Origin of the sequence: Jeotgalibacillus sp. S-D1 (assembly GCF_004358665.1) — a bacterium.
Taxonomy (GTDB): Bacteria; Bacillota; Bacilli; order Bacillales; family Jeotgalibacillaceae; genus Jeotgalibacillus.
Genome location: NZ_SMZR01000001.1, coordinates 663,595 through 684,032, shown reverse-complemented (window position 1 = coordinate 684,032; position 20,438 = coordinate 663,595). Strand labels below are relative to the sequence as shown.

The window sequence follows — 20,438 nt, the reverse complement described above, 5'->3', positions numbered from 1 at the left end:
CTGTTTATTCCTCCTATAATCCTTGTTGTCTAGCTTCTGTCATTTGCTTCCACACTGAGCCTTTAGCCTCTTCGCCGCCTTCAATCCGTTCAATCGCCATCATCGCTTGAAGTTTCACTTCAAACTCGGGATCTTGAACCGTTTTCTGCAGCATAGGAAGTGATTTTTTTGTGCCTGATTCATACAGAAACATTGCCGCTCTCCAGCGTACAAGTTTATTTTTGTCTGACAATGCCTCAATCATCGCATCTTCTGCCTGAGCAAAACCGAGATCTGACAAGCAATCGCCCGCTGTACGCCTTACTGTAACCGTTTTGTCTTTCAGGCCTGTATAAAGTGAAGGAAGCACCCGTTCATCTTCAATCATGCCTAAGTAAACGACAGCCAGTCTTCGAATCGAAGGTTTTTCATCCGCTAGAGCTTCATTAAGCATCGGCAGATCATCAATGGTAGGTTCAGGCATCTGTTCTAGAAGCATGTATCTTTCCTGCCAGTTTTCTGCCGCTTTAAGCATGGATACTGTAACTTCTTTTAATTCTTTTCTTACAGGTTCTTCTTTTATTCCAGCTTCCCTGGCAGCTGTCACGATGCTTTGCACTCTGCTTGAAGGATAAGATGCCAGTAATTCATCCATTACTTCTTTGGCAATTTGATCAAGCTCGCCATATCTCACTCCATAATCTTTCCATTTTCGAAGCAATACCACATTTTCTCCTTCAAGCTGCGCCTCTTCCATTGCCTGTGCAAAATAATCCGGAAGACCGTATCTCTTTTCCTCGTTTCCATCAAGCAGTTTTACCTGAATAGGAATTCCTTTAAATTGAAGTATTTGAACCTGAACTTCACCAAAGTGTTCATCTATTTTAGGACTGTCATTCTCTTCTTCCAAATCTTCTCCAAAAATTTCACGTACACGGGGAAGAATGCTTTGCCAATCCATTTTCGGATGGCGTTCCACTGCTAAAAAATCAGCAACATGGTAAACGCCTTTAACACCCTCAATTAACAAAATATCTTTTATCTTAGCAGGCGCCTGTTCTGCCTCATCGCGTTTATAATTATTGCTTTTCCCCCCTGGAAGCGCTTGATCCACAATAACTTTCATTGTATTCGGGCTTGGGGTCGGTTCAATGGATACGATTTTCAAAAAAACACTCCTTTCTCCGTCATTTTAATTTAGTGTATCATATCAAGCGGTTTGTTTAAAAAAGACTGACTTATTCCGCTAGATCAGATAAATAACTCCAGCGCTCAATTAGTTTTTCAAGCTGGTCATTACTCTTCTGCTGCTCTTCCATAATCCGCTCTGCTTTTTCAAAATCGCTGCCAATCGTTTGAAGATCCTGTTCCAGCTTTTCTATATGCTTCTCAAGAGCTGCAATATGATCATCAATCTCATCCCATTCCCTTTTTTCCATATACGAAAGCTTTTTCTTTTTCTCCAGTGGTTCCTGGAGGGGTTTTTTTGCTGGTTCCGCCTGCTTTTTTTGTTCATTTTGCTCTTTTAAATAGCTGGAATAGTCCATTTGAAGGATTTTAACCTTTCCTGTCCCGGTCATAACAATCAAATGTTCTGCTATTTTATCAAGAAAATACCGGTCATGGGAAACCGTAATGACAACTCCCTGAAATTCTTCAATAAATTGTTCAAGCACCGTCAGCGTTTCAGTATCCAAATCATTCGTCGGCTCATCAAGCAATAACACATTAGGTTTTTCCATGAGCAGTCTCAGTAAATATAGCCTTCTTTTTTCTCCCCCGGAAAGCTTATATATAGGTGTGCCGTGGGCAGACGGAGGGAAAAGGAATCGCTCAAGCATTTGGGCTGCTGATGCAGTCCCGTCTTCTGTTTCAATGATTTCCGCTCCTTCGCGAATATACTCAATCATTCGCATATTGACATTCATATCGATTATTTCCTGTGAAAAATAAGCCATTTTCACCGTCTGGCCAATCACCACTTCGCCAGTATCTGGTTTTAGTTTTTGAGCAATGATATTAAGCAAGGTTGATTTCCCTGTGCCATTTCTGCCGACGATTCCGTAGCGCGCTCCTTGCTGTATCAGCAAATCTACTTCCTTAAATAATATTTTGCCGCCAAAAGACTTAGCTATATCATTAAGTTCAACAACTTGTTTTCCCAGCCTGCTTGATGTCATGCCAACTGACATTTGATCTTTTGCTGAATTTTTTTCAACCTCGTTTTCAATCGTTTCAAAACGCTGAATACGGGCTTTTTGCTTTGTCGTTCTTGCTTTAGCCCCTTTGCGCATCCAAGCAAGCTCATTTTTATATAGATTTTGCATCTTTTGCATCGATTGATTTTCATCTTCTTCGCGTTGTGCTTTTGCCTCAATAAACGCCTGATAATTGCCTTTATAAGAAAATGCCCTGCCGCGGTCAATTTCAATCATTCGTGTAGAAACCTGATCCAGAAAATATCGATCATGGGAAACTACGATTACTGCTCCCTGATAGCGTTTTAGAAATTCCTCAAGCCATACAATTGCTTCATAATCAAGGTGGTTGGTCGGCTCGTCAAGCAGGAGTAAATCGGGAGTTTCAATCAGTACCTGAGCGAGTGCAACTCTCTTTTTCTGGCCTCCTGAAAGTGTTCCGATAACAGCTGTGACATCTTGAATCCCTAGTTTGGACAGCACAGTTTTTGCCTGAGAATTTGCATCCCATGCGTCTGCTTTATCCATTTCCTGCTGTATCTCCATAAATCGCTGCTGGATTTTTTCTGATTGGGGATTATTTTCATATTCAGCCATAACACGCTCATATTCTCTCATATGGCGGATAACTGGCGCATCGCTTTGAAACACGGCATCAAGGACGGAAAGAGATTCATCCAGAATGGGCTCCTGCGGCAAGTAACGCACAATATAGTCATTTGGATGATCAAATCTTCCTGAATCGACACCGTCAAGGCCGGCTATTAATCGGAGTAAACTTGATTTCCCTGTTCCATTTACCCCAATAAGACCTATCCGCTCATGACCTGCTATGGTAAATGACAAATCATGAAAGAGTGTTTTTTCTCCATACGATTTCTCAATTTGATCAACTGCAAATTGCTTCATATATTTCCCTTCCATTCTTTTAAAAATTGTTTAACAAAGCCCTCCATGTATCGATGGCGATCTTCGGCAAGTTTTTTGCCTGATTCTGTTATCATTCTATCTTTTAATTTAAATAGTTTCTCATAAAAATGATGGATCGATGTTGACTGATTCGTACGGTATTCATGTTCAGTCATCGAATGGCGTATGTTAATTTCTTCATCATATAGTTTTGATCCCCTACTGCCCCCATACGCAAAAGCTCTTGCAATTCCGATTGCACCAATGGCATCGAGCCGGTCAGCGTCTCTTACAATAGCCGCTTCAATTCCCGTCAGTTTTTTCTCATGCCCTCCGTTAAATGAAACTGCTTTAATCGAATCGATCAGAAAATGCCCGGCATCCGCTGAGAGGTCCAACCTGCTGACAATTTTTTTTAACGCATCATCTGCCTGGCTGATCGTGTTATGAAGCTTTGGGTCTCCTGCATCGTGAAGCAGGGCAATAAGGTCCACACCATAAAGATTTTCGCATTTTTCCTCTTGGCAAAGAAAAAGAGCGGTCCTCCTAACACGCTGGATGTGGTCCCAGTCATGTCCTGAATGATCGCGCTCGAAAAAAGGGCGGGCATAGGCCTCTGCCAAATGGATATGATTCAGTGTAAATGTATTCATGTATTTAAACCCCTAACAAATCAGTGGTTTCTATCGTAAAATAAACCATTTCTTCTACATCGCTCAGCATATCCTCTGTAATCGTACGGTCAAATTGAATAATCATTTCACAATAAGTAGGATGAAGATTTGAGGAGATGGTCCGTAATTCATAACATCGCTCTTTTCCCCACTGCTCATTAAAGATGTTCAATTCTTTTACGTCCCACGACGACCCTTTCTTGCGAAAAATGATCGAGATAATGGAACCCGCAAACTCATTTTCTTCCTGACCGGGCAGCAGTTCGACTGCAAGTTTCTTTAAATCTGATTTCAAGCTCATTTCCGCTTCAATCTCTTTATTTGCTGTGTGAAAAGAAATGGAATAGGATCTGCTTAACGTAGCAATATCTACATAGTCGCTTCTATTGGTTATGGAAATAGTGCCATCCAGATCCCGATCGTAAATGGTTCCTTCAAGCACTGTCTTTAAATTATCAAATGCGGTCGGATCAAACAACCATAACACCTTCTTTTAAGTGGTTTTATCCATTCTATCACATGACTTGATAACCGCATGCATCCTAATGTTTAAAAGAGACCTGTCGCTTTCCCGTCTGGAGATACATTCATATTTAACGCAGCAGGTTTTTTAGGAAGCCCGGGCATTGTCATGACATTGCCTGCGAGTGCAACAATAAAACCTGCACCGATTTTTGGATAAACCTCTCTTATATGAATTGTAAAATCAGTCGGTCTGCCCAATAAAGCCGCATCATCTGAAAGTGAATATTGTGTTTTGGCCATACAAACGGGCATTTTTCCCCATCCGAATTTTTCAAACTGTTCAAGCTGTTTTTCTGCTTTTGAAGATAAAACGATATTTTTAGCTCCGTACACATTTGTTGCGATGTTTTTGATTTTATCTGTCAGAGAATCATTTAAAGAGTAAAGCGGTTTAAAATGATTGCCTGAATCTACCGCTTTTAACACTTCCCTGGCCAAATCCTGACCGCCTGATCCGCCTTTTTCCCATACCTCTGTTAAACCATAAGGTGTTTGCTGCATATCGCACCAGTTTTGAAGCAGTTCAATCTCCGCCTGTGAATCAGTGCTAAAACGATTGATGGCGACTACATGTGGAAGATTAAACGATTGAACGGTTTCAATATGTTTTTTTAAATTTTCCAGCCCATTTTCCAAAGCTGGTAAATGTTCATTTTTAAGGTCCTGCTTTGGCTGTCCACCATGCATTTTCAAGGCACGGATCGTTGCTACGATCACGACGGCGTCAGGATGTTTTTTGATCGCACGTGTTTTAATATTCAAGAACTTTTCTGCGCCTAGATCTGCTCCAAACCCAGCTTCAGTAACTACATAATCAGCAAGCTTAAGTGCCGTTTTTGTTGCCATAGCAGAATTGCAACCATGTGCTATATTCGCAAAAGGGCCCCCGTGCACTAATGCAGGGGTTTGTTCAATGGTCTGCACCAGATTAGGCTTCAATGCATCCTTCAATAATAATGTCAATGCTCCTTCAACCTGAAGTTCTCCTACTGAGACAGGTTCTCTGTCGTATGTATAGCCAATTACCATCAGCGAAAGCCTTCTTTTTAAGTCTTCCAAGTCTGTGGAAAGGCAAAGAACTGCCATGATTTCTGATGCTACAGTGATATCAAAGCCTTCTTCTCTTGGAACACCCTGAACCGGACCGCCAAGCCCGATAATAATATTTCTTAGGGCACGGTCATTTATATCCATGACCCGCTTCCATATAAGTCTTCTTGGATCAATTTTTAATTCGTTCCCCTGGTGGATATGATTATCAATAATGGCAGATAGCGCATTATTGGCAGTTGTAATTGCATGAATATCTCCAGTAAAGTGCAGATTTATGTCTTCCATTGGCAACACCTGGGCAAATCCGCCTCCCGTGGCTCCGCCTTTAACTCCCATAACCGGTCCCAAAGATGGCTCCCTCATGGCAATCATGGCATTTTTCCCTAATTGCCGTAATGCATCTCCAAGTCCAACTGTTACGGTTGATTTGCCTTCTCCAGCTGGAGTAGGATTAATGGAAGTGACTAGAATCAGTTTACCTTCTTGTGACGTTTTTACCCGGTCGATCGCCTCAAAACTGATTTTGGCTTTATACTTGCCGTAATGTTCAAGGTCATTCTCTGAAAGCCCAATGCCGCCTGCAATGGCTGTAATAGGTTCCATAGATGATTGCTGAGCAATTTCAATATCAGATGGTACTGCTTTATTCGTTGTCATGACGTCCCTCCACTGTTCTTTTACTAGATCAATCATATCATGAAAATCGTGGTAATTTTATCTTCAAATTTCTTCTTTTTTCGGTAAGAAAGCTATTTTTGATACACAAAAAATGTGAAAAAAGACAGGGATTGCTTCAACTGTTTCGGTAATAAGCGTACGGCATCATTCACTGAATGGTGATACACCTGATCTTTAAACACATAATGCTCCTCTACATAGATCCAGTTCAGCTTCTTAGCCAGACCGGTAAATTCCCAGGGCATCATTGTATTGCATATTACATTATCACCGATCAGCCGACCAAAGCTGTTGGCTCTTGGTCCGGCAGCAGGCCCCAGTATAGCGCAAAAAATCTTGCCGCCTTTTTTTACAAGCCGATTGAGTTTGACTAATTCTTCAAACGGGTTTTCGGTCCATTCCAGCGAATTAATGCACATCACAGCATCAAAGGATTCTTCTTCCACTTGAAGATCGTCCAGGCCGCCTGTTTGAAATACAGCCTGAGCCGAATTACTTTTCTTTATTTTTGCGTATCGGATCATTTCTTCAGATATATCAATACCAGTAACGCGGTAACCACAATTTGAAAGCATTAATGAACCTGTGCCATCCCCGCAGCCGAAGTCCAGGATCGCTCCCTGGCGTTCAAGATGCTTTGTAACGAGCGGAACAACATCTTTTCTGCTTCCCTCTGTCCACATATGACTGCTTTTTTTATGCCAGTCAGCCGCTCTGTTATTCCAGTCATGCAAAGATTTACTTTCCCAGGAATCAACCATATAGCACCGACCCTTCTATTTTACGTCTTCAGCCATTAATTATGTAATTCCCTCTAAAAAATGAAGCCACGACTAAAAAACCTCCCGCAGCAGCGACGGGGGGCTATAAGTCTTCTTTTTCCTGCAGTTTTCTCAGTTCCTCAACCAGGTCAGGACGATTTTCGAACATTTGAACCAAATCTCCAATCCGGTCAATGGAATTCCAGCTTAAATGATGCTCAATACCTTCAACATCCTCATAAATATTTTCATTTTTAACACCAATAATTTTCAGAAATTGTTCCAGCAGCTCATGACGGTAAACAAGCCTTTTTCCAATTTTAGATCCTTTTTTAGTTAATACAAGCCCTCTGTACTTCTCATATACTAGATATTCATCTTTATCTAATTTTTGTACCATTTTCGTAACGGAGGAAGGGTGTACAGACAATGCTTCTGCTATATCAGATACGCGGGCATACCCTTTGTTATCTATTAATAAATAAATTTGTTCAATATAATCCTCCATGCTGGGTGTTGGCATGTGGGGTTCCTCCTCATTCATCTCCGAAAAAAGACGTGATCAATAGAAAGTTTACTATAAGGATCACATGGATACAACTCGGTGGAACTAAATTTCATTTGTTTTATATACGCGTTTCGCTATTTGCCCATGTTTTGGAGCAAAAAAGTAACTGATCAGAAAGATCAGGCCGGTCGAAAAAGCCATTGAACCGGATATTGATGTATTCAGCCATATGGCAACCACATACCCCATACTACTTGAAGCGACCCCGAATAAGGCACTTAACAGAAACATATGAGACAAACGGTCGGTCCAAAGATTCGCGGAAGCTGCGGGCGTAATGAGCATTGCAACTACCATAATCGCTCCAACTGCATCAAAGGCTGCGACAGTCGTAACAGAAACCAGCGTCATAAAAACATAATGCATCAGCAATACCGGGAATCCCAGGCTTGCAGCAAGTGCAGGATCAAAGGTCGTTATTTTCCATTCTTTAAAAAACAGTAAAATAACCAGAGCTACAATGATTGTCACAATCAGAAGCAGCAGTGTTGCCGACGGCACCGGTCCGATCAAAGGCAATTCAATGACATTCCATGGGATAAAAGATATTTCCCCCATTAACGCATGATTTACATCCAGATGAACATTTCCGACACTGGTGGATATTAAAATAACACCAATGGAAAATAGTGTGGTAAAGACAACACCAATTGCTGCATCAGTATTGATCCCGCTCGACTCAAACCACTGTACCAGCCATGCTGTGAGCAAACCGGCCAGCATGGCACCTATCAGCATGCTTCCGCCATCAAGCGATGAACTTACAAGATACGCTGCCACGATCCCCAGCAAAACTGTGTGGCTTATCGCATCCGCCATCATCGCCATCTTTCTTAAAATCAGCAGCACACCAGTTAATCCACAACTGATTCCAACAAGCGCCCCTGTAAGTAAAATCCATCCGGCATAACTCACTTGTGATCACCCCCTTGCTTTAAATACCTTCGGTTAGCATGGAGCTTTTCTCCTCGAAACAGCAGCCCCTTCTTTGTACCGAAGAAAAGTGATAGTAAAAAAATAAGTGAACTTGTGACAACAATAAAAGGACCTGTCGGCAAATTGGAGCCTGACGAACTTATTAAAGTTCCGATCCCCCCCGAAACACCTCCAAAAACAGCAGAAAGCACAAACACAGTGAAGAGCGAGTGGGTCCAGTATCTGGAACTTATCGCAGGGATAATTAACATTGCTGCCATTAAGATTACGCCGACTGCCTGAATGCCTATTACGATAACTAAAACGAGTAATAAGGTATAAAGAGAAGAATATAAACGGACGGGAATACCCATCATCTTTGCATGTCTTGGATCAAATAAAACAACTTTCCATTCTTTAAAGGAAACAAATATCAGCAGCATTACAACCACTGCAAGTGCACCCATAATATACGCATCCATTCTTACCATGGAAGCAGCCTGACCGAATATAAAACGGTCCAGCCCGCTCTGGGAACCTCCTCCGACCCGGTTTGCAATAGACAGCAGCATAATGCCTCCTCCAAAGAAAACCGAAAGAATAATCCCCATTGCTGCATCTTCTTTAATTCTGGTTGTGCGTTTAATGGATTGTATAAAAAAAGCTGCTATCAGCCCGCTAATGGCTGCTCCGGTAATTAAAACCGGCAGCTGCTTTTCCCCGCTGATTAAAAAAGCCAAAATAACTCCCGGCAAAGCAGCATGAGAAATAGCGTCACTCATTAATCCCTGTTTACGCAGGTTGGCCATTGTTCCAACCATACCGGCTGCCATTCCGAGCAGAACAGCCGAAGTCAGCACCCACTGAAAATTACTGCTGGACAAAAGACCGGTCATTGTTGTCCCTCCCCAGCCATTGAATCGCACCGCCATAGGTTTGAGCTAAATAAGATGGCGTAAATGTTTCATTAGTAGGTCCATGCGCAATAAGCTCTTTATTAAGAAGTAAAACATGATCAAAATAATAAGGCACGGTCTGCAGATCGTGATGGACCACCATCACCGTCTTCCCTAAATCTATCAGTTCTTTCAACACCGAAATAATGGTTTTTTCCGTTTTAGCGTCCACTCCTGCAAAGGGTTCATCCATAAAGTACAGGTCTGCATCCTGAACCAGTGCTCTTGCCAAAAACACTCTTTGCTGCTGTCCGCCTGACAGCTGGCTGATTTGTCTGTGGGCAAAGTCTGACATGCTTACTTTTTCTAATGCCTCCAGGGCTAATTGACGATGCTTTTTATTTGGAAAACGAAGCCAGCCGATTTGGCCGTACAGACCCATCGTCACAACATCCAATACATTGGTTGGAAAATCCCAGTCAACTGCCCCCCGCTGCGGCACATACCCTACCCGCTGGTTAATTTTTTTCTCATTGCCATTAAAAAATTCAATTGATCCTGAAATTTTAGGCTGCAGTCCCAAAATGGCTTTTATCATCGTGGATTTCCCTGCACCATTCGGACCTACAATTCCTGTCAATGTTCCTTCGTTGACTGAAAATGTAAGTGAATCCAAAACAAGCTTTTTCTCATAGGCAGAAGAAAGATTCTGAACGGTTAAAACAGACATTTTTATTCAGCCTCCTTTTTTAGAGCATCGACAATCGTTTTTACATTGTGTTTATACATGCCAATATACGTGCCTTCCACTGTACCCTCTTTGCCCATAGCATCTGAATACAGCTCTCCTCCAAGTTCGACCTTCTGCCCTGACTCTTCAGATCCCTGAATCACAGCCTGAATGGAACGGTCACTAATGCTGCTTTCGATAAAAACAGATGGAATATTTCTTTCTACCAGAAGATCAATGGTGTCCTGAATATCTCTTATCCCTAATTCATCTTCCGTGCTTAAACCCTGTAAACCAATTACCTCGGTATCAAAAAGTCTGCCAAAGTAACCGAACGCATCATGTGCTGTAACCAACACTCTCTGCTGTTGATCAATGCTTTCCATTTGATCGTTTGACTCCTCTAGTAATGTATCTAATTCAGTAAAATATGTCTCTTTTTGACTTAGGATTTCTTCTTCATCTTCCGGCATCAGCTTTACCAGTTCATTTGCTGCTTTATCCAGTGATTCTTTCCACAGATTTATATCGAACCAAATATGCGGATCTACCACTCCCGGATTATCAGGATCTTTTAGTAACTTTTCTTCTGGAATCGCTTCTCCTAATGCAAGTACAGGTTTTGTTGCTGAAATCTGTTCAAAAATTTCATCCATTTTCCCTTCAAGGTGCAGCCCGTTATAAAATACGATATCGGCATTTTGCAGCGTTTGAATATCATTTTGTGTGGCTTGATAGGTATGAGGGTCTACCCCCGGCCCCATCAGTGAGGTTACCTCAATGTTTTCCCCCCCGATTTGCTGAACCGAATCTCCTATTTGAGATGTGGTGGCAACTACCTGTAATGGCTTTTTACTATCGGTTTCATTGGCATCAGCACAGCCTGATATTATTCCGCCAAATACAAACAGCATTACAGCTAATAAAAGCTTTTTCATTTTCAAACACTCCTTTTGGCCATTGCTTTATTTTTTGCACTGAGGCAACTTTTTTTGCAAAAATTTTATTGACTATACAACAAAGTATTCACCCTGGGTACAAAAGTTTCCTTAGTGCAACTTTAAATTTTTCGTTGTCGTTTGTCAAGATTTTTCGTTCACACACACACTTTTTAATAATTTGAAAATTCAATCACAATCTTGACGCCTGTTTTCCTTATGTTGTATAGTAAGAACATCATACGATAAAGGGTTGTTTTTCCGCCCTTTTGTTTGGGATGATAAATATAGGGGCTTGAGCACGGTACTGTGCTTTTTAGTTGTAGGAGGATGTTACATGCAAAATGGCAAAGTAAAATGGTTCAACAACGAAAAAGGGTACGGTTTTCTTGAAGTTGAGGGTGGAGAAGATGTTTTTGTACACTTTACGGCAGTCCAGGGAGATGGCTATAAGTCACTCGAGGAAGGTCAAGAAGTATCTTTTGATATTGTTGAAGGCAACCGTGGCCCTCAAGCTGCAAATGTAGTAAAGCTTTAGAACTCATACTATTTAAGAGCTGACGATACACCGTCAGCTTTTTTTTCAGGACAAATGTTTGCCGTACTGGTTGATTTTTTGGCCCACGGTACATTCCTGAATGCAAAACCGGTGTGCTTTTGTTTTTCCTCTTTCTACTCGGAGCTGTTTTTTCACCAAACAGTGTTGGCAATACGTAGCAAACAATTCCTCCACCTCATCAAAAACTTTTTTCCTTTCCATAGAGATCAGCTCCTTTCAAAAGTTTTTACCGTTCATTTCTGCTGTTTATGCTGATTCCTTCCAGCGCCTGAGAAGCTAATTTATCGGCTTCTTTATTGTCTCCCCTTCTTACAGCTTTTGCGTCTAATACAAGCATATTTTTTTGACCGATCGATTCAATTTTATCAATCCATTGATTTAAAGCCGGTTCATAACAGGGCCATTCTCCTGTAAGCTGGTTAATGACCACCAGCGAATCACCGATAATTTTAATTTTTTGATGACTGACGCCAAGTTCAGCGCAAAGATTCATTCCCTTATACAAAGCGGCATATTCAGCTTCGTTATTTGAGTTGATGCCATTCAGCTTGGCATTTTCACGAACTCGAATAAGATTGCCTGATTCAGAATAATGGATTACAACTCCTATTCCGGCTTCCAGCGTCGCGGGGTTAAAACTGCCATCAAACTCAATTTTGACATTGGTTTTTTCCTCTGCGGTTTTTTCCAATAATTTTTTAAACTCTTTTAACGTCCAGGTCTGGCCAAGATCATCTTCTATTTCAAGTTCCTTCATTCTTCCTGTTTTCTCTAAATCCTTTATAAACAATAAAGAATCATTTTCTGCCATCCAATCTGATGTTAAACCAACCGACGGGAGCTTTGGATGATTATATTGAAAATGTATGCGAACTTCCACCAGAAATCCCCCTTTTGTAATTTTACTATTCCTTCATTTTACTCTGATATTGTTCCCCTATGCAAGTAAGGCTATAATGAAAAAATACAGGGGGTGTCATTTTGATTGAACTTTTTATCGATGGGGCAAGCGCTGGAAATCCAGGTAAAAGCGGGGCTGGTATCTTTATCAAAAATGGCAGGGATACTCAAAAGCATGCTATCCCGCTGGGGGAACTTAATAATCATGAAGCAGAATACGAGGCTCTTCTGCACGGTTTACAGCTCTGCCTTCCATACAAAACCAGCATCATCTCTTGTAAAACTGACTCGCAGGCTGTTTTTGGGGCAGTGGAAAAGCGTTATATACGGAATAAACAATATGCCCATTACTTAGCAAAAATGATTCCGCTGCTTGATCAGTATGAGCTGTTTTTTATTAAATGGATTCCAAGCAAAGAAAATAAAGTAGCTGATGAGTTAGCAAGAAAAGCGATTCATTTAACATAAAAACCCCTCCTTGGAGGGGTTTTTTCAGATAGCTATACCTTTCCCGCGGATATGATTAAGTACTTTTCTTCGGGTGGTAAATTTAGATTGAACAATTTCTTCCAATACCGATATATAAAAACTTGAATCGAAACGCTGCTGAGATTTTAATGTAATTTCAATCGCAATTTTGACTAATTCATCGGTTGCATCTGTAAATTTACGTCCAAAATAGATGAATCCAATGGCTTCATCATTCAGCTTGAAGCCTTTAGAGTCTAAATCAGCTAAATAGTCTTCCAATGATCTCATATTAAAGTCCCTTTTGAATTGTAATTTACCAGAAAGCGATGCACAGATTTCAATTCATGCAAATCAATGATCTCATTTGCTGAATGGGGCACACCCAGCCACTCACCATATAATTCCTCCGGCAGAGGAACTTCGCAATGAATAGCAGCAAGGCTTCTTGACAGATGCAGCATATCAAGATCCGATTCAATCTTTTTCTTCTGTCCCGGTGTCAGCATGTGGAGATTTTCCAAGATGCCGTCAATTGTTTTGTGCTCCTGAATCAATTTAAATGCCGTTTTTTCTCCGATTCCTTTCACACCCGGATACCCATCACTCGTATCACCCATCAGCCCTTTAACATCAATAAACTGATCCGGTGTTATCCCATACTCACTTTCAAATCGTGATTGGTCAAACCGTTCATATTCACCATATCCTTTTTTTACTAGCCAAATTTCCACATTATTTTTTAATAATTGAAGCAAATCCTTGTCACCGCTGACAATGCTTACTTTGGTGCTGTCATCGGCAGCTTTTGCGATGGTGCCAATGCAGTCATCCGCTTCATAGCCGGAAACGCCAATATTAGTAAATGAAAAATGAGCGGCAATTTCCTTGACCAGATCAAACTGCGGGATAAGTTCAATGGGGGGAGCTTGTCGATTCGCTTTATAGTCCTGATAAACCTCATTGCGAAATGTTTTGCTTCCCATATCCCAGCATACTGCCACATGTGTAGGGTTTACCTGCTCAATTGCCGTTAGTGAGTGGCGAAGAAATCCCTGAATCGCATTCGTCGGATTTCCATGGCGGTTAATCATAAATTGGTTTGAAATGGCCGTTGCGAAAAATGAGCGGAATAACAAAGCCATCCCGTCAATTAATAATACGTGTTTTTGCTGCATACTTACTCCTTTCAAATAACCTTATTTCTCAAAATTAGTGGAATCACCAAGTTCAATTTCATTTTCGTCGTAAGAAACCCAATCACTGTAGCTGCCAGGGTATAACTTTACATTTGTAAATCCTGCCTGATTCAACGCAATAATATTTGGAGTGGCTGTTACTCCGCTGCCGCAATAAACAACAATAGGACGATCCTTTTCCCATTCTGAAAAGCGGTTCGCCTGTTCCTCATCTTTCAGGAAAAATCCCTTCTCTACTCCATTTACCCAGTCGCGATGAATCGCTCCGGGAATATGGCCTGCCACCCGGTCAATGGGTTCATTCTGACCAATATAGCGGTCATAGGAACGGGAATCAAGTAAAATCGAAGTTGTTTTTCCAGCGACAATTTTTTTAACTTCCTCCACATCCGCGATCATATGTTTTTGTGGACTGGGATCAAATTTACCCCTTTCAGGCCGGGGAAGCTCTTTATCTACAGGAAACTTTTGCGCCTCCCATTCTTTCATGCCACCATTTAAAACGAAAACATTCTCATGTCCAAAATAACGCATGAGCCACCAGCCCCGTGAAGCAAAAGCCCCTTCACCATTGTCATAGACAACAACAACGGAAGAATCTGATACACCCGCCTCTTGGATTTTTTCCTTAAAATCGTTTGTTTCAGGAAGCGGATGACGTCCGCCGTGCTCTTTGACCACTCCTGATAAATCTTTATTCAAATGAAAATAAACAGCACCTGGTATATGGCAAGCTTCATAATCAGATTTTCCCTGTTCAGGGTTTTGAAGAGAAAACCGGCAATCAATTATCACTACATTTGGATCATCTAATTTTTCAACAAGCCATGCTGCTGTAACGGTGTGCCTCATTTTAACTACCCCCTATAATTGTTTATCCATTAATTTTTTCACATGCGCCATCGGTACCCAGCAATCAAATTTATACTGGGGCTTTGTTTCAAAACCCAATCTCTTGCATCTATAGGTCATTCCATTGTCCCGCCTAACCGCTTGAAAATGGATGCATGTTGCACAGGCGTGAAAGTTTTTAGTCATAAATTAATGCTCCTGTTTTTTATAGACTCATAGGCAGCCATCCAATCATCAACTGCCTCGAATGATTGCAGCGCTTTTAACTGGCTGTCAATTTGTTCTGCCAGGTCATCCCTCCATTTAGTATACAACTCTTCTCCTTCTGTAGAAAGCTGTCTGTTCTTCCATTCCATTATGCGCTTCTTTTCTACGGGCATTAATGCGGAAACTTCCCTGCGTATTTTTTTCTCCAATGCTTCTCTCATTATTCTTTTTTCATTTTTCTCGAAAAAGTTCCGGGTATTTTTAAATAACCCAAGCTCGTTTTTAAAGTAATCCGCCTCCAGGTCTGAAAACCAGGGATCAAATGAAAGCAGTTCTAAATCGTTCAGCTGCATCGGCGGCTTTATTGCATCCGGGATAAGTGGTTCAAGTGATTCCCATTCAAGCTGAATTTGTTCTTTTAACTGCTTCTCTAAAAACAGCGCCATGCGGTGGTTGATTACACGCAATTCCTGGGCAAAGTCAAAGCCCGTCATTTCAAGCAGCAATGCGACAGCTTCCTGCAGCGCTTTGCTGTTTGACTGATTATAAAAAAGCGATGGATGAAAGGATTCTTTAAAAAAATCAGAGAAGCGGAAGAACACCCGCTGTTCCATATAAATTAACAACTCATCCAGTTCCTGCTCAAACCTTACGTTCAGCGAATCAAAAATACGAGCTGTAAACTGCTTCGATAAAACTTCATCCGCTCTGGTCAGATTTTCTATTCTTTTTGCTTTGAGCTGTTCACTTTCTTTAGATGTTTGAATTAAACTTTCAAGTCTTTTGACTACTGCTATTGTATCAGTTTTTGCTGCCTGCAAAGCGACTCCCTGGAGATCATTTTTTAGAAACTTTTGGAAAGAATTATTAAATGGAATGATACCCGATTCATTAACGTCACGCTCAGACGAACTTATTGCCTGTAGGCTGGAGACGCCATAAATTCGCGGAAATCGAATGCCAAATGAAACGAGCTGCTCTTTTATATACGAAAGAACTTCCTTTTTTTCCGATTCATCACGCGCCAGGTCCGCGGCATTTACCACAAAGAACATTTTGTCCATCTCGAAGCTTTCTTTTACACGCCCCAGCTGAATTAAAAATTCCCGGTCTGCGCGTGCAAAAGCGTGATTGTAGTAAGTAACAAATAAGATGGCATCAGCATTTCTTATATAATTAAATGATACATCGGTATGTCTTGCGTTAATAGAGTCAGCACCAGGGGTATCGACGATGGTAACGCCTTCAGCTGAAAGTGGGGATACTAAGTAATAATCAATCGATTCCACAAAACACGATTGATTTTCATTTGCCACATAGCCTTCAAACTCCTGTTGACTGACTGTTAAATTATGCCCGAGATGCTCCTTGTACACCGGCCATCCATGCCAGAAAGCAGAGAGAAAACTCTTTTTCGCATTCATGCCCTGAATATTTTTATCCAGTGCTTCAGCAACCATATTGTAGGCATCTTCCAGGGAAGCTGGTTTAAGGCTGAATTCTTCCAAAATTAATTCTAAATCTCTTAATAGATCTTTTGGCTGTTTAAAATGAACGCGGACTGTTCCATCTGGATTTTCCCGGGTAGGGGGCTTGATACGGTTGATGGAAGCAGTGGTTGGATTTGGTGAGACAGGCAGTACTTTTTTGCCTAACAATGCATTTGCAAAAGATGATTTTCCTGCACTGAAAGCACCAAAAAGAGCAATAGTAAAATCCTTGGATTCTATTTTGTTAATTCTCTCTGTTAAATAATCCCGTTGCCGCTGAAATCCGTTTAAATTCTCCAGGGCTCCTATAGCCGTTGATAAATTATGGATAATTTCCTTCTCATTTTGTGGTTTCTCAGAATAAGGCTTACTTTCAACCGCTTGTTTTTGAGCTGATTCCTTGTCATGAGGATTATTAATAATCTCCTCTATACAGGTGATCTTACGGGTATTATTATCATTTGAGACCCACTCGTCCTGCCAATTATTGATTATACTTTCAGAATCGATTTCCCTCCGTTGCTTCAGACTTTCAATACGATGTTCCGCCAGTTCAATATTTCTTAAGGCGTTTGCTTTTTTATTTAAATTTGTCCATTTGGATTGCGATTGAAAGGTATATTCTTCAATTTCATCTTCAAGTTCATTTAATAAAATATTTTTCATGGCGTCCATTTTTCGTTTCGCCGCTGATCGCAAGGACTTTGAAATATCTTCACAATAATTTAATAAGGATTCCCCACTTACTTCAGCACCCTTTTTTATATGCGACTGAACAAACTCTTCCGTCACCGGGACGGATAGTTTTTCTATTTCTTCTGACCATGACTGCCCGGCTGCTCCAGCTTCCTTCACACTCTCATAACAGCTGTTTTTCATATGCCATTCAAGCTGCTGCGTGACGATTTCCTGGAGGGAATCAACAAAGTTATTCGTTCTTCTGAATCGTTCTTCTTCTGTTTTTTTAGCGGAAAAAAGCAGGCCGACTTTAAATGAAGGCTGATTGGATTCAAGAAATAACTTTGCTTTATCCCGCACTTCTGCAGGCATCAAATAGGCGGCTTTAATCATTTTGCTACTGCTTTCATCAAAAGCCCGAATCCATTCTTCAGCAGAGTGGGACTGCTGCAGATTCTTCATGGAATCTTCTTCTGCAAAAACCTTTTCTCTGTTTAATAATTCATCTGCTGACAGCAGATCTTCATATGTATCCAGCATGTCTGACAGTTCTTCTTCCAGGTATTGCTGATGCTCATGTTTTAACATGTTTAATGAGCTTTTGGTTGTTTCAATAATAATGTTTTTTCGATTTTCCATCATAGATTTAACGTATGACTGGATGTTTTCCACTTCATTGAAAGGGTGGTCCATCTTTTTCAAGCTCGTGTATTGAAACGATTGCGGCGTTGCGTTCCAGGCTGCGAATGCCTGCTCTGTGGATTGTTTAAAAACAGCAAAAGCCAGCTCCTCTTCTCTATGCTTGTCAATTTGATTAATAATGGCATGCACCGGCCGGTTATGCTGAATTAAATTTCGCACATATTCAAAATTCATCTGGGACTGTACATGATTATAATCCATCACATAAAAAATAAGATCAGCCAAGTGTATAGCAGATTCGGTTGATTGCTTATGCGCATCATCCACAGAATCGATTCCCGGAGTATCAAGAACAGTTACCCCATCAGGTACAAGCGACCGGGACCTGTATAAATCGATTTTCTTGATTTTTAAGCCTTCTCTGCCAAGTTCTCCAACAACCGATTGATCCAGCGGTGGCAGCAGTTCAATCACTTGTTCATCCGCTAGGGTTACTCGTATATTTTTTCTTTTCTGGCCTACATGAATGGCAACCAGATTTGCACTGGTCGGAATTGGGCTTGAGGGCAGTATAGCTTCACCCATCAAGGTATTGATCATGGCTGATTTACCCGCTGAAAAATGACCGCAAAACGCAACAATCAATTCCTCCTGGTATAGTTTATATGCTAACTTATGTACTTTCTTTATCCGCAGTTCATCATTATGCTGTTTGCATATTGACCAAAATCGGGCTAATTCCTGCATTAGTTTTTCTTTTTCTTGCTTAAACAAACTTTCCATGACACCGGCATCCCCTTTGTACTTCCTTATCATAATTGTATCGAACTTTGTATTGGAATCCTATAAAAAGAAGCACAATAAGCATTAAAACGAATAACACAAGCAGAAAAAGAGCGTCGGCGCGACAGCCAACACCCAAATGCAGCAACAGCAAATAACCCGTTAAAATACTATCTTTAAAAACGGAATTTTTGCAGGCTTTTTCAAAACAGAACATCTTTTTCATTTGCGCTAAAGTTTTATAACGAATAAATAGCCGAATATTTTTCTGTCAAATATTCAATTAAATACTGGGCATTAAGCCCTTCACCCGTTGTATCCTGAATTATTTCAAGCGGTTTTTTCATTTTTCCATATTGATGAATGTTCTCAGTCATCCAATTTTTTATCTTGGTCAGATCTCCTGAAGCAAGGAGTTCATCAAAGTCAGGAAGATCTTTCAGCATTGCTTGTTTAAACTGGGCCGCATACATGTACCCAAGCGCATAGGATGGAAAATATCCAAACGAGCCGCCTGACCAGTGGACATCTTGAAGAACCCCTTCAGCATCATTTTCTGGCCGGACACCTAAATACTCATCGTATTTATCGTTCCATACTTGCGGAAGATCTTTTACTTCCAATTCTCCTGTAAACAGGCCTTTTTCAATTTCATAACGAATCATGATATGCAGTGCATAGGTCAGCTCATCACTTTCAACCCTTATTAACGAAGGCTTGGACTCATTAATGGAGCGGACAAATTCTTTCACCGGTATATTATCGAATTGCCCTGTAGAATACTGCTTTAATAAATCGTAATGTCGCTCCCAGAATTTCGGATGTCTGCCCACAAAATTTTCATAAAAAAGAGACTGTGACTCGTGAATGCCCATTGAAGTGCCTCTGCATAGCGGAGTTCCTACTAAGTTTTCACTGACGTTCTGCTCATAGAGGGCATGTCCGCATTCGTGTATCGTTCCAAAAATTGCCCCTCTAAAATCATTTTCATCATACCGGGTCGTAATCCGCACGTCACCAGGATTTAAACCTGTAGCAAACGGGTGTACAGCCTCATCCAGACGGCCAGCTTCAAAGTCATAGCCGATTTCCTTTAGCATACTTTTACTGAATGCCTTTTGAGCTTCCACTGGAAAGTGAGAATAAATAAATGCTGTATCAGGATGATTTGGAGAATTCTGTATTTTCTTCACCAGAGGAACGACCGCCTCCCTTACCTGAGAAAAGACCTTATCCAGAACATCGACTGTTACACCGGGTTCAAACAAATCCAATAACGTATTATACGGATTTCCTTCGTAGCCCCAATATTCTACAAACCGCTTATTTGTTTCAACCAGCTTTTCAAGATAAGGCTGGAACATTAAAAAATCTGATTTTTCCCTCGCTTCTTCCCATACACTTTCTGCTTTCGACTGCAATATTACATATTCACGGTATTCATCTGCAGGTATTTTCTTATTTCTTTCATAATCTTTCTTGCATTCCTCCAGCGTCTTTACTGTTATGTCATCCAGCTCATCTTTATGGGCAGACAAACCTGCTACAAACGATGCCATCTCATCTGAAGTAGATAGATTAAATAATTCAGATGATAAAGTGCCGATGACTTGAGAACGCTGACTTACTGCTTTTTTTGGAGCTCCTGTGCGCAAATCCCAATAAATTAATCCTAATGCTTCTTCGTAAGCCGTCATTTTATTTACATATGTAATAAACTCTTTTTCCAGCTGCTTGACTGATTCTGACATCCTGAAATCCCCCCTGTATATCATACCGGATTATTTTATCACACTTTTCAGAAAAAAGGGTATCAATTAGCAAACCTGAAAAAAT

Annotated in this window: 20 protein-coding genes; 2 read left to right on the top strand and 18 right to left on the bottom strand. The window is 40.9% G+C overall.

Features of this window, described 5'->3' with window-relative positions; translation table 11 throughout:
* Positions 1 to 13: 13 nt before the first annotated feature.
* The 11 genes from E2R51_RS03490 to E2R51_RS03440 all read right to left on the bottom strand — a co-directional run bounded on the left by E2R51_RS03490 (position 14) and on the right by E2R51_RS03440 (position 10,824).
* The gene (locus tag E2R51_RS03490) at positions 14 to 1,147 is read right to left on the bottom strand and encodes a conserved virulence factor C family protein (RefSeq protein ID WP_133375635.1); all 1,134 of its coding nucleotides are present in this window, start codon (positions 1,145 to 1,147) and stop codon (positions 14 to 16) included.
* A gap of 70 nt (positions 1,148 to 1,217) precedes the next feature.
* Positions 1,218 to 3,086 (bottom strand): ABC-F family ATP-binding cassette domain-containing protein, encoded by a 1,869-nt coding sequence (locus E2R51_RS03485; RefSeq protein WP_133375634.1) that lies wholly within the window; start codon positions 3,084 to 3,086, stop codon positions 1,218 to 1,220.
* Positions 3,083 to 3,739, bottom strand: coding sequence for an HD domain-containing protein (locus E2R51_RS03480; RefSeq protein ID WP_133375633.1), 657 nt, complete (start codon positions 3,737 to 3,739; stop codon positions 3,083 to 3,085). The genes E2R51_RS03485 and E2R51_RS03480 overlap by 4 nt, the downstream gene beginning before the upstream one ends.
* A gap of 4 nt (positions 3,740 to 3,743) precedes the next feature.
* Complete coding sequence (locus E2R51_RS03475; protein ID WP_133375632.1) at positions 3,744 to 4,238, bottom strand: hypothetical protein; 495 nt, start codon at positions 4,236 to 4,238, stop codon at positions 3,744 to 3,746.
* 71 nt (positions 4,239 to 4,309) lie between these two features.
* A complete protein-coding gene (locus E2R51_RS03470; protein WP_133375631.1) occupies positions 4,310 to 5,995 on the bottom strand; it encodes a formate--tetrahydrofolate ligase in 1,686 nt (561 codons plus the stop codon).
* A 92-nt stretch (positions 5,996 to 6,087) separates the two neighbouring features.
* Complete coding sequence (locus E2R51_RS03465; RefSeq protein WP_133375630.1) at positions 6,088 to 6,777, bottom strand: class I SAM-dependent methyltransferase; 690 nt, start codon at positions 6,775 to 6,777, stop codon at positions 6,088 to 6,090.
* Between the two features lie 103 nt (positions 6,778 to 6,880).
* The gene (mntR, locus tag E2R51_RS03460; RefSeq protein WP_133375629.1) at positions 6,881 to 7,300 is read right to left on the bottom strand and encodes a transcriptional regulator MntR; all 420 of its coding nucleotides are present in this window, start codon (positions 7,298 to 7,300) and stop codon (positions 6,881 to 6,883) included.
* A gap of 87 nt (positions 7,301 to 7,387) precedes the next feature.
* Complete coding sequence (locus E2R51_RS03455; protein WP_133375628.1) at positions 7,388 to 8,260, bottom strand: metal ABC transporter permease; 873 nt, start codon at positions 8,258 to 8,260, stop codon at positions 7,388 to 7,390.
* On the bottom strand, positions 8,257 to 9,156 hold the full coding sequence (locus tag E2R51_RS03450) for a metal ABC transporter permease (RefSeq protein ID WP_133375627.1): 900 nt from the start codon (positions 9,154 to 9,156) through the stop codon (positions 8,257 to 8,259). Before E2R51_RS03450 ends, E2R51_RS03455 begins: the two co-directional genes overlap by 4 nt.
* Entirely contained in the window at positions 9,131 to 9,886 is a 756-nt protein-coding gene (locus E2R51_RS03445) for a metal ABC transporter ATP-binding protein (protein WP_133375626.1), read from the bottom strand. Before E2R51_RS03445 ends, E2R51_RS03450 begins: the two co-directional genes overlap by 26 nt.
* A gap of 2 nt (positions 9,887 to 9,888) precedes the next feature.
* The gene (locus E2R51_RS03440) at positions 9,889 to 10,824 is read right to left on the bottom strand and encodes a metal ABC transporter solute-binding protein, Zn/Mn family (RefSeq protein ID WP_133375625.1); all 936 of its coding nucleotides are present in this window, start codon (positions 10,822 to 10,824) and stop codon (positions 9,889 to 9,891) included.
* A 337-nt stretch (positions 10,825 to 11,161) separates the two neighbouring features.
* Between E2R51_RS03440 and cspD the strand changes: the two genes are divergently transcribed.
* Positions 11,162 to 11,362, top strand: a complete 201-nt coding sequence (gene cspD, locus E2R51_RS03435; protein ID WP_133375624.1) for a cold-shock protein CspD — start codon at positions 11,162 to 11,164, stop codon at positions 11,360 to 11,362.
* Between the two features lie 45 nt (positions 11,363 to 11,407).
* On the opposite strand, the gene E2R51_RS03430 is transcribed toward cspD, so the two are convergent.
* Entirely contained in the window at positions 11,408 to 11,584 is a 177-nt protein-coding gene (locus E2R51_RS03430; RefSeq protein ID WP_133375623.1) for a zinc-finger domain-containing protein, read from the bottom strand.
* A 25-nt stretch (positions 11,585 to 11,609) separates the two neighbouring features.
* Positions 11,610 to 12,263, bottom strand: a complete 654-nt coding sequence (locus tag E2R51_RS03425) for a reverse transcriptase-like protein (protein WP_165967128.1) — start codon at positions 12,261 to 12,263, stop codon at positions 11,610 to 11,612.
* A gap of 101 nt (positions 12,264 to 12,364) precedes the next feature.
* On the opposite strand from E2R51_RS03425, the gene E2R51_RS03420 reads away from it, so the two are divergent.
* Positions 12,365 to 12,751, top strand: a complete 387-nt coding sequence (locus E2R51_RS03420) for a reverse transcriptase-like protein (protein ID WP_133375621.1) — start codon at positions 12,365 to 12,367, stop codon at positions 12,749 to 12,751.
* 24 nt (positions 12,752 to 12,775) lie between these two features.
* Here the strand turns inward: E2R51_RS03420 and E2R51_RS03415 are convergent, their stop codons facing one another.
* From E2R51_RS03415 to E2R51_RS03395, 5 genes are all read right to left on the bottom strand, one after another.
* On the bottom strand, positions 12,776 to 13,042 hold the full coding sequence (locus E2R51_RS03415) for a DUF6123 family protein (RefSeq protein WP_133375620.1): 267 nt from the start codon (positions 13,040 to 13,042) through the stop codon (positions 12,776 to 12,778).
* The gene (locus tag E2R51_RS03410; RefSeq protein WP_133375619.1) at positions 13,039 to 13,929 is read right to left on the bottom strand and encodes a 5'-3' exonuclease; all 891 of its coding nucleotides are present in this window, start codon (positions 13,927 to 13,929) and stop codon (positions 13,039 to 13,041) included. The genes E2R51_RS03415 and E2R51_RS03410 overlap by 4 nt, the downstream gene beginning before the upstream one ends.
* Positions 13,930 to 13,950: 21 nt before the next feature.
* Positions 13,951 to 14,802, bottom strand: coding sequence for a sulfurtransferase (locus tag E2R51_RS03405; RefSeq protein WP_133375618.1), 852 nt, complete (start codon positions 14,800 to 14,802; stop codon positions 13,951 to 13,953).
* A gap of 182 nt (positions 14,803 to 14,984) precedes the next feature.
* Entirely contained in the window at positions 14,985 to 18,602 is a 3,618-nt protein-coding gene (locus E2R51_RS03400; RefSeq protein ID WP_165967127.1) for a dynamin family protein, read from the bottom strand.
* 239 nt (positions 18,603 to 18,841) lie between these two features.
* Positions 18,842 to 20,353: a carboxypeptidase M32 gene (locus tag E2R51_RS03395; RefSeq protein ID WP_133375616.1), complete on the bottom strand. Its 1,512-nt coding sequence runs from the start codon at positions 20,351 to 20,353 to the stop codon at positions 18,842 to 18,844.
* Positions 20,354 to 20,438: the final 85 nt, after the last annotated feature.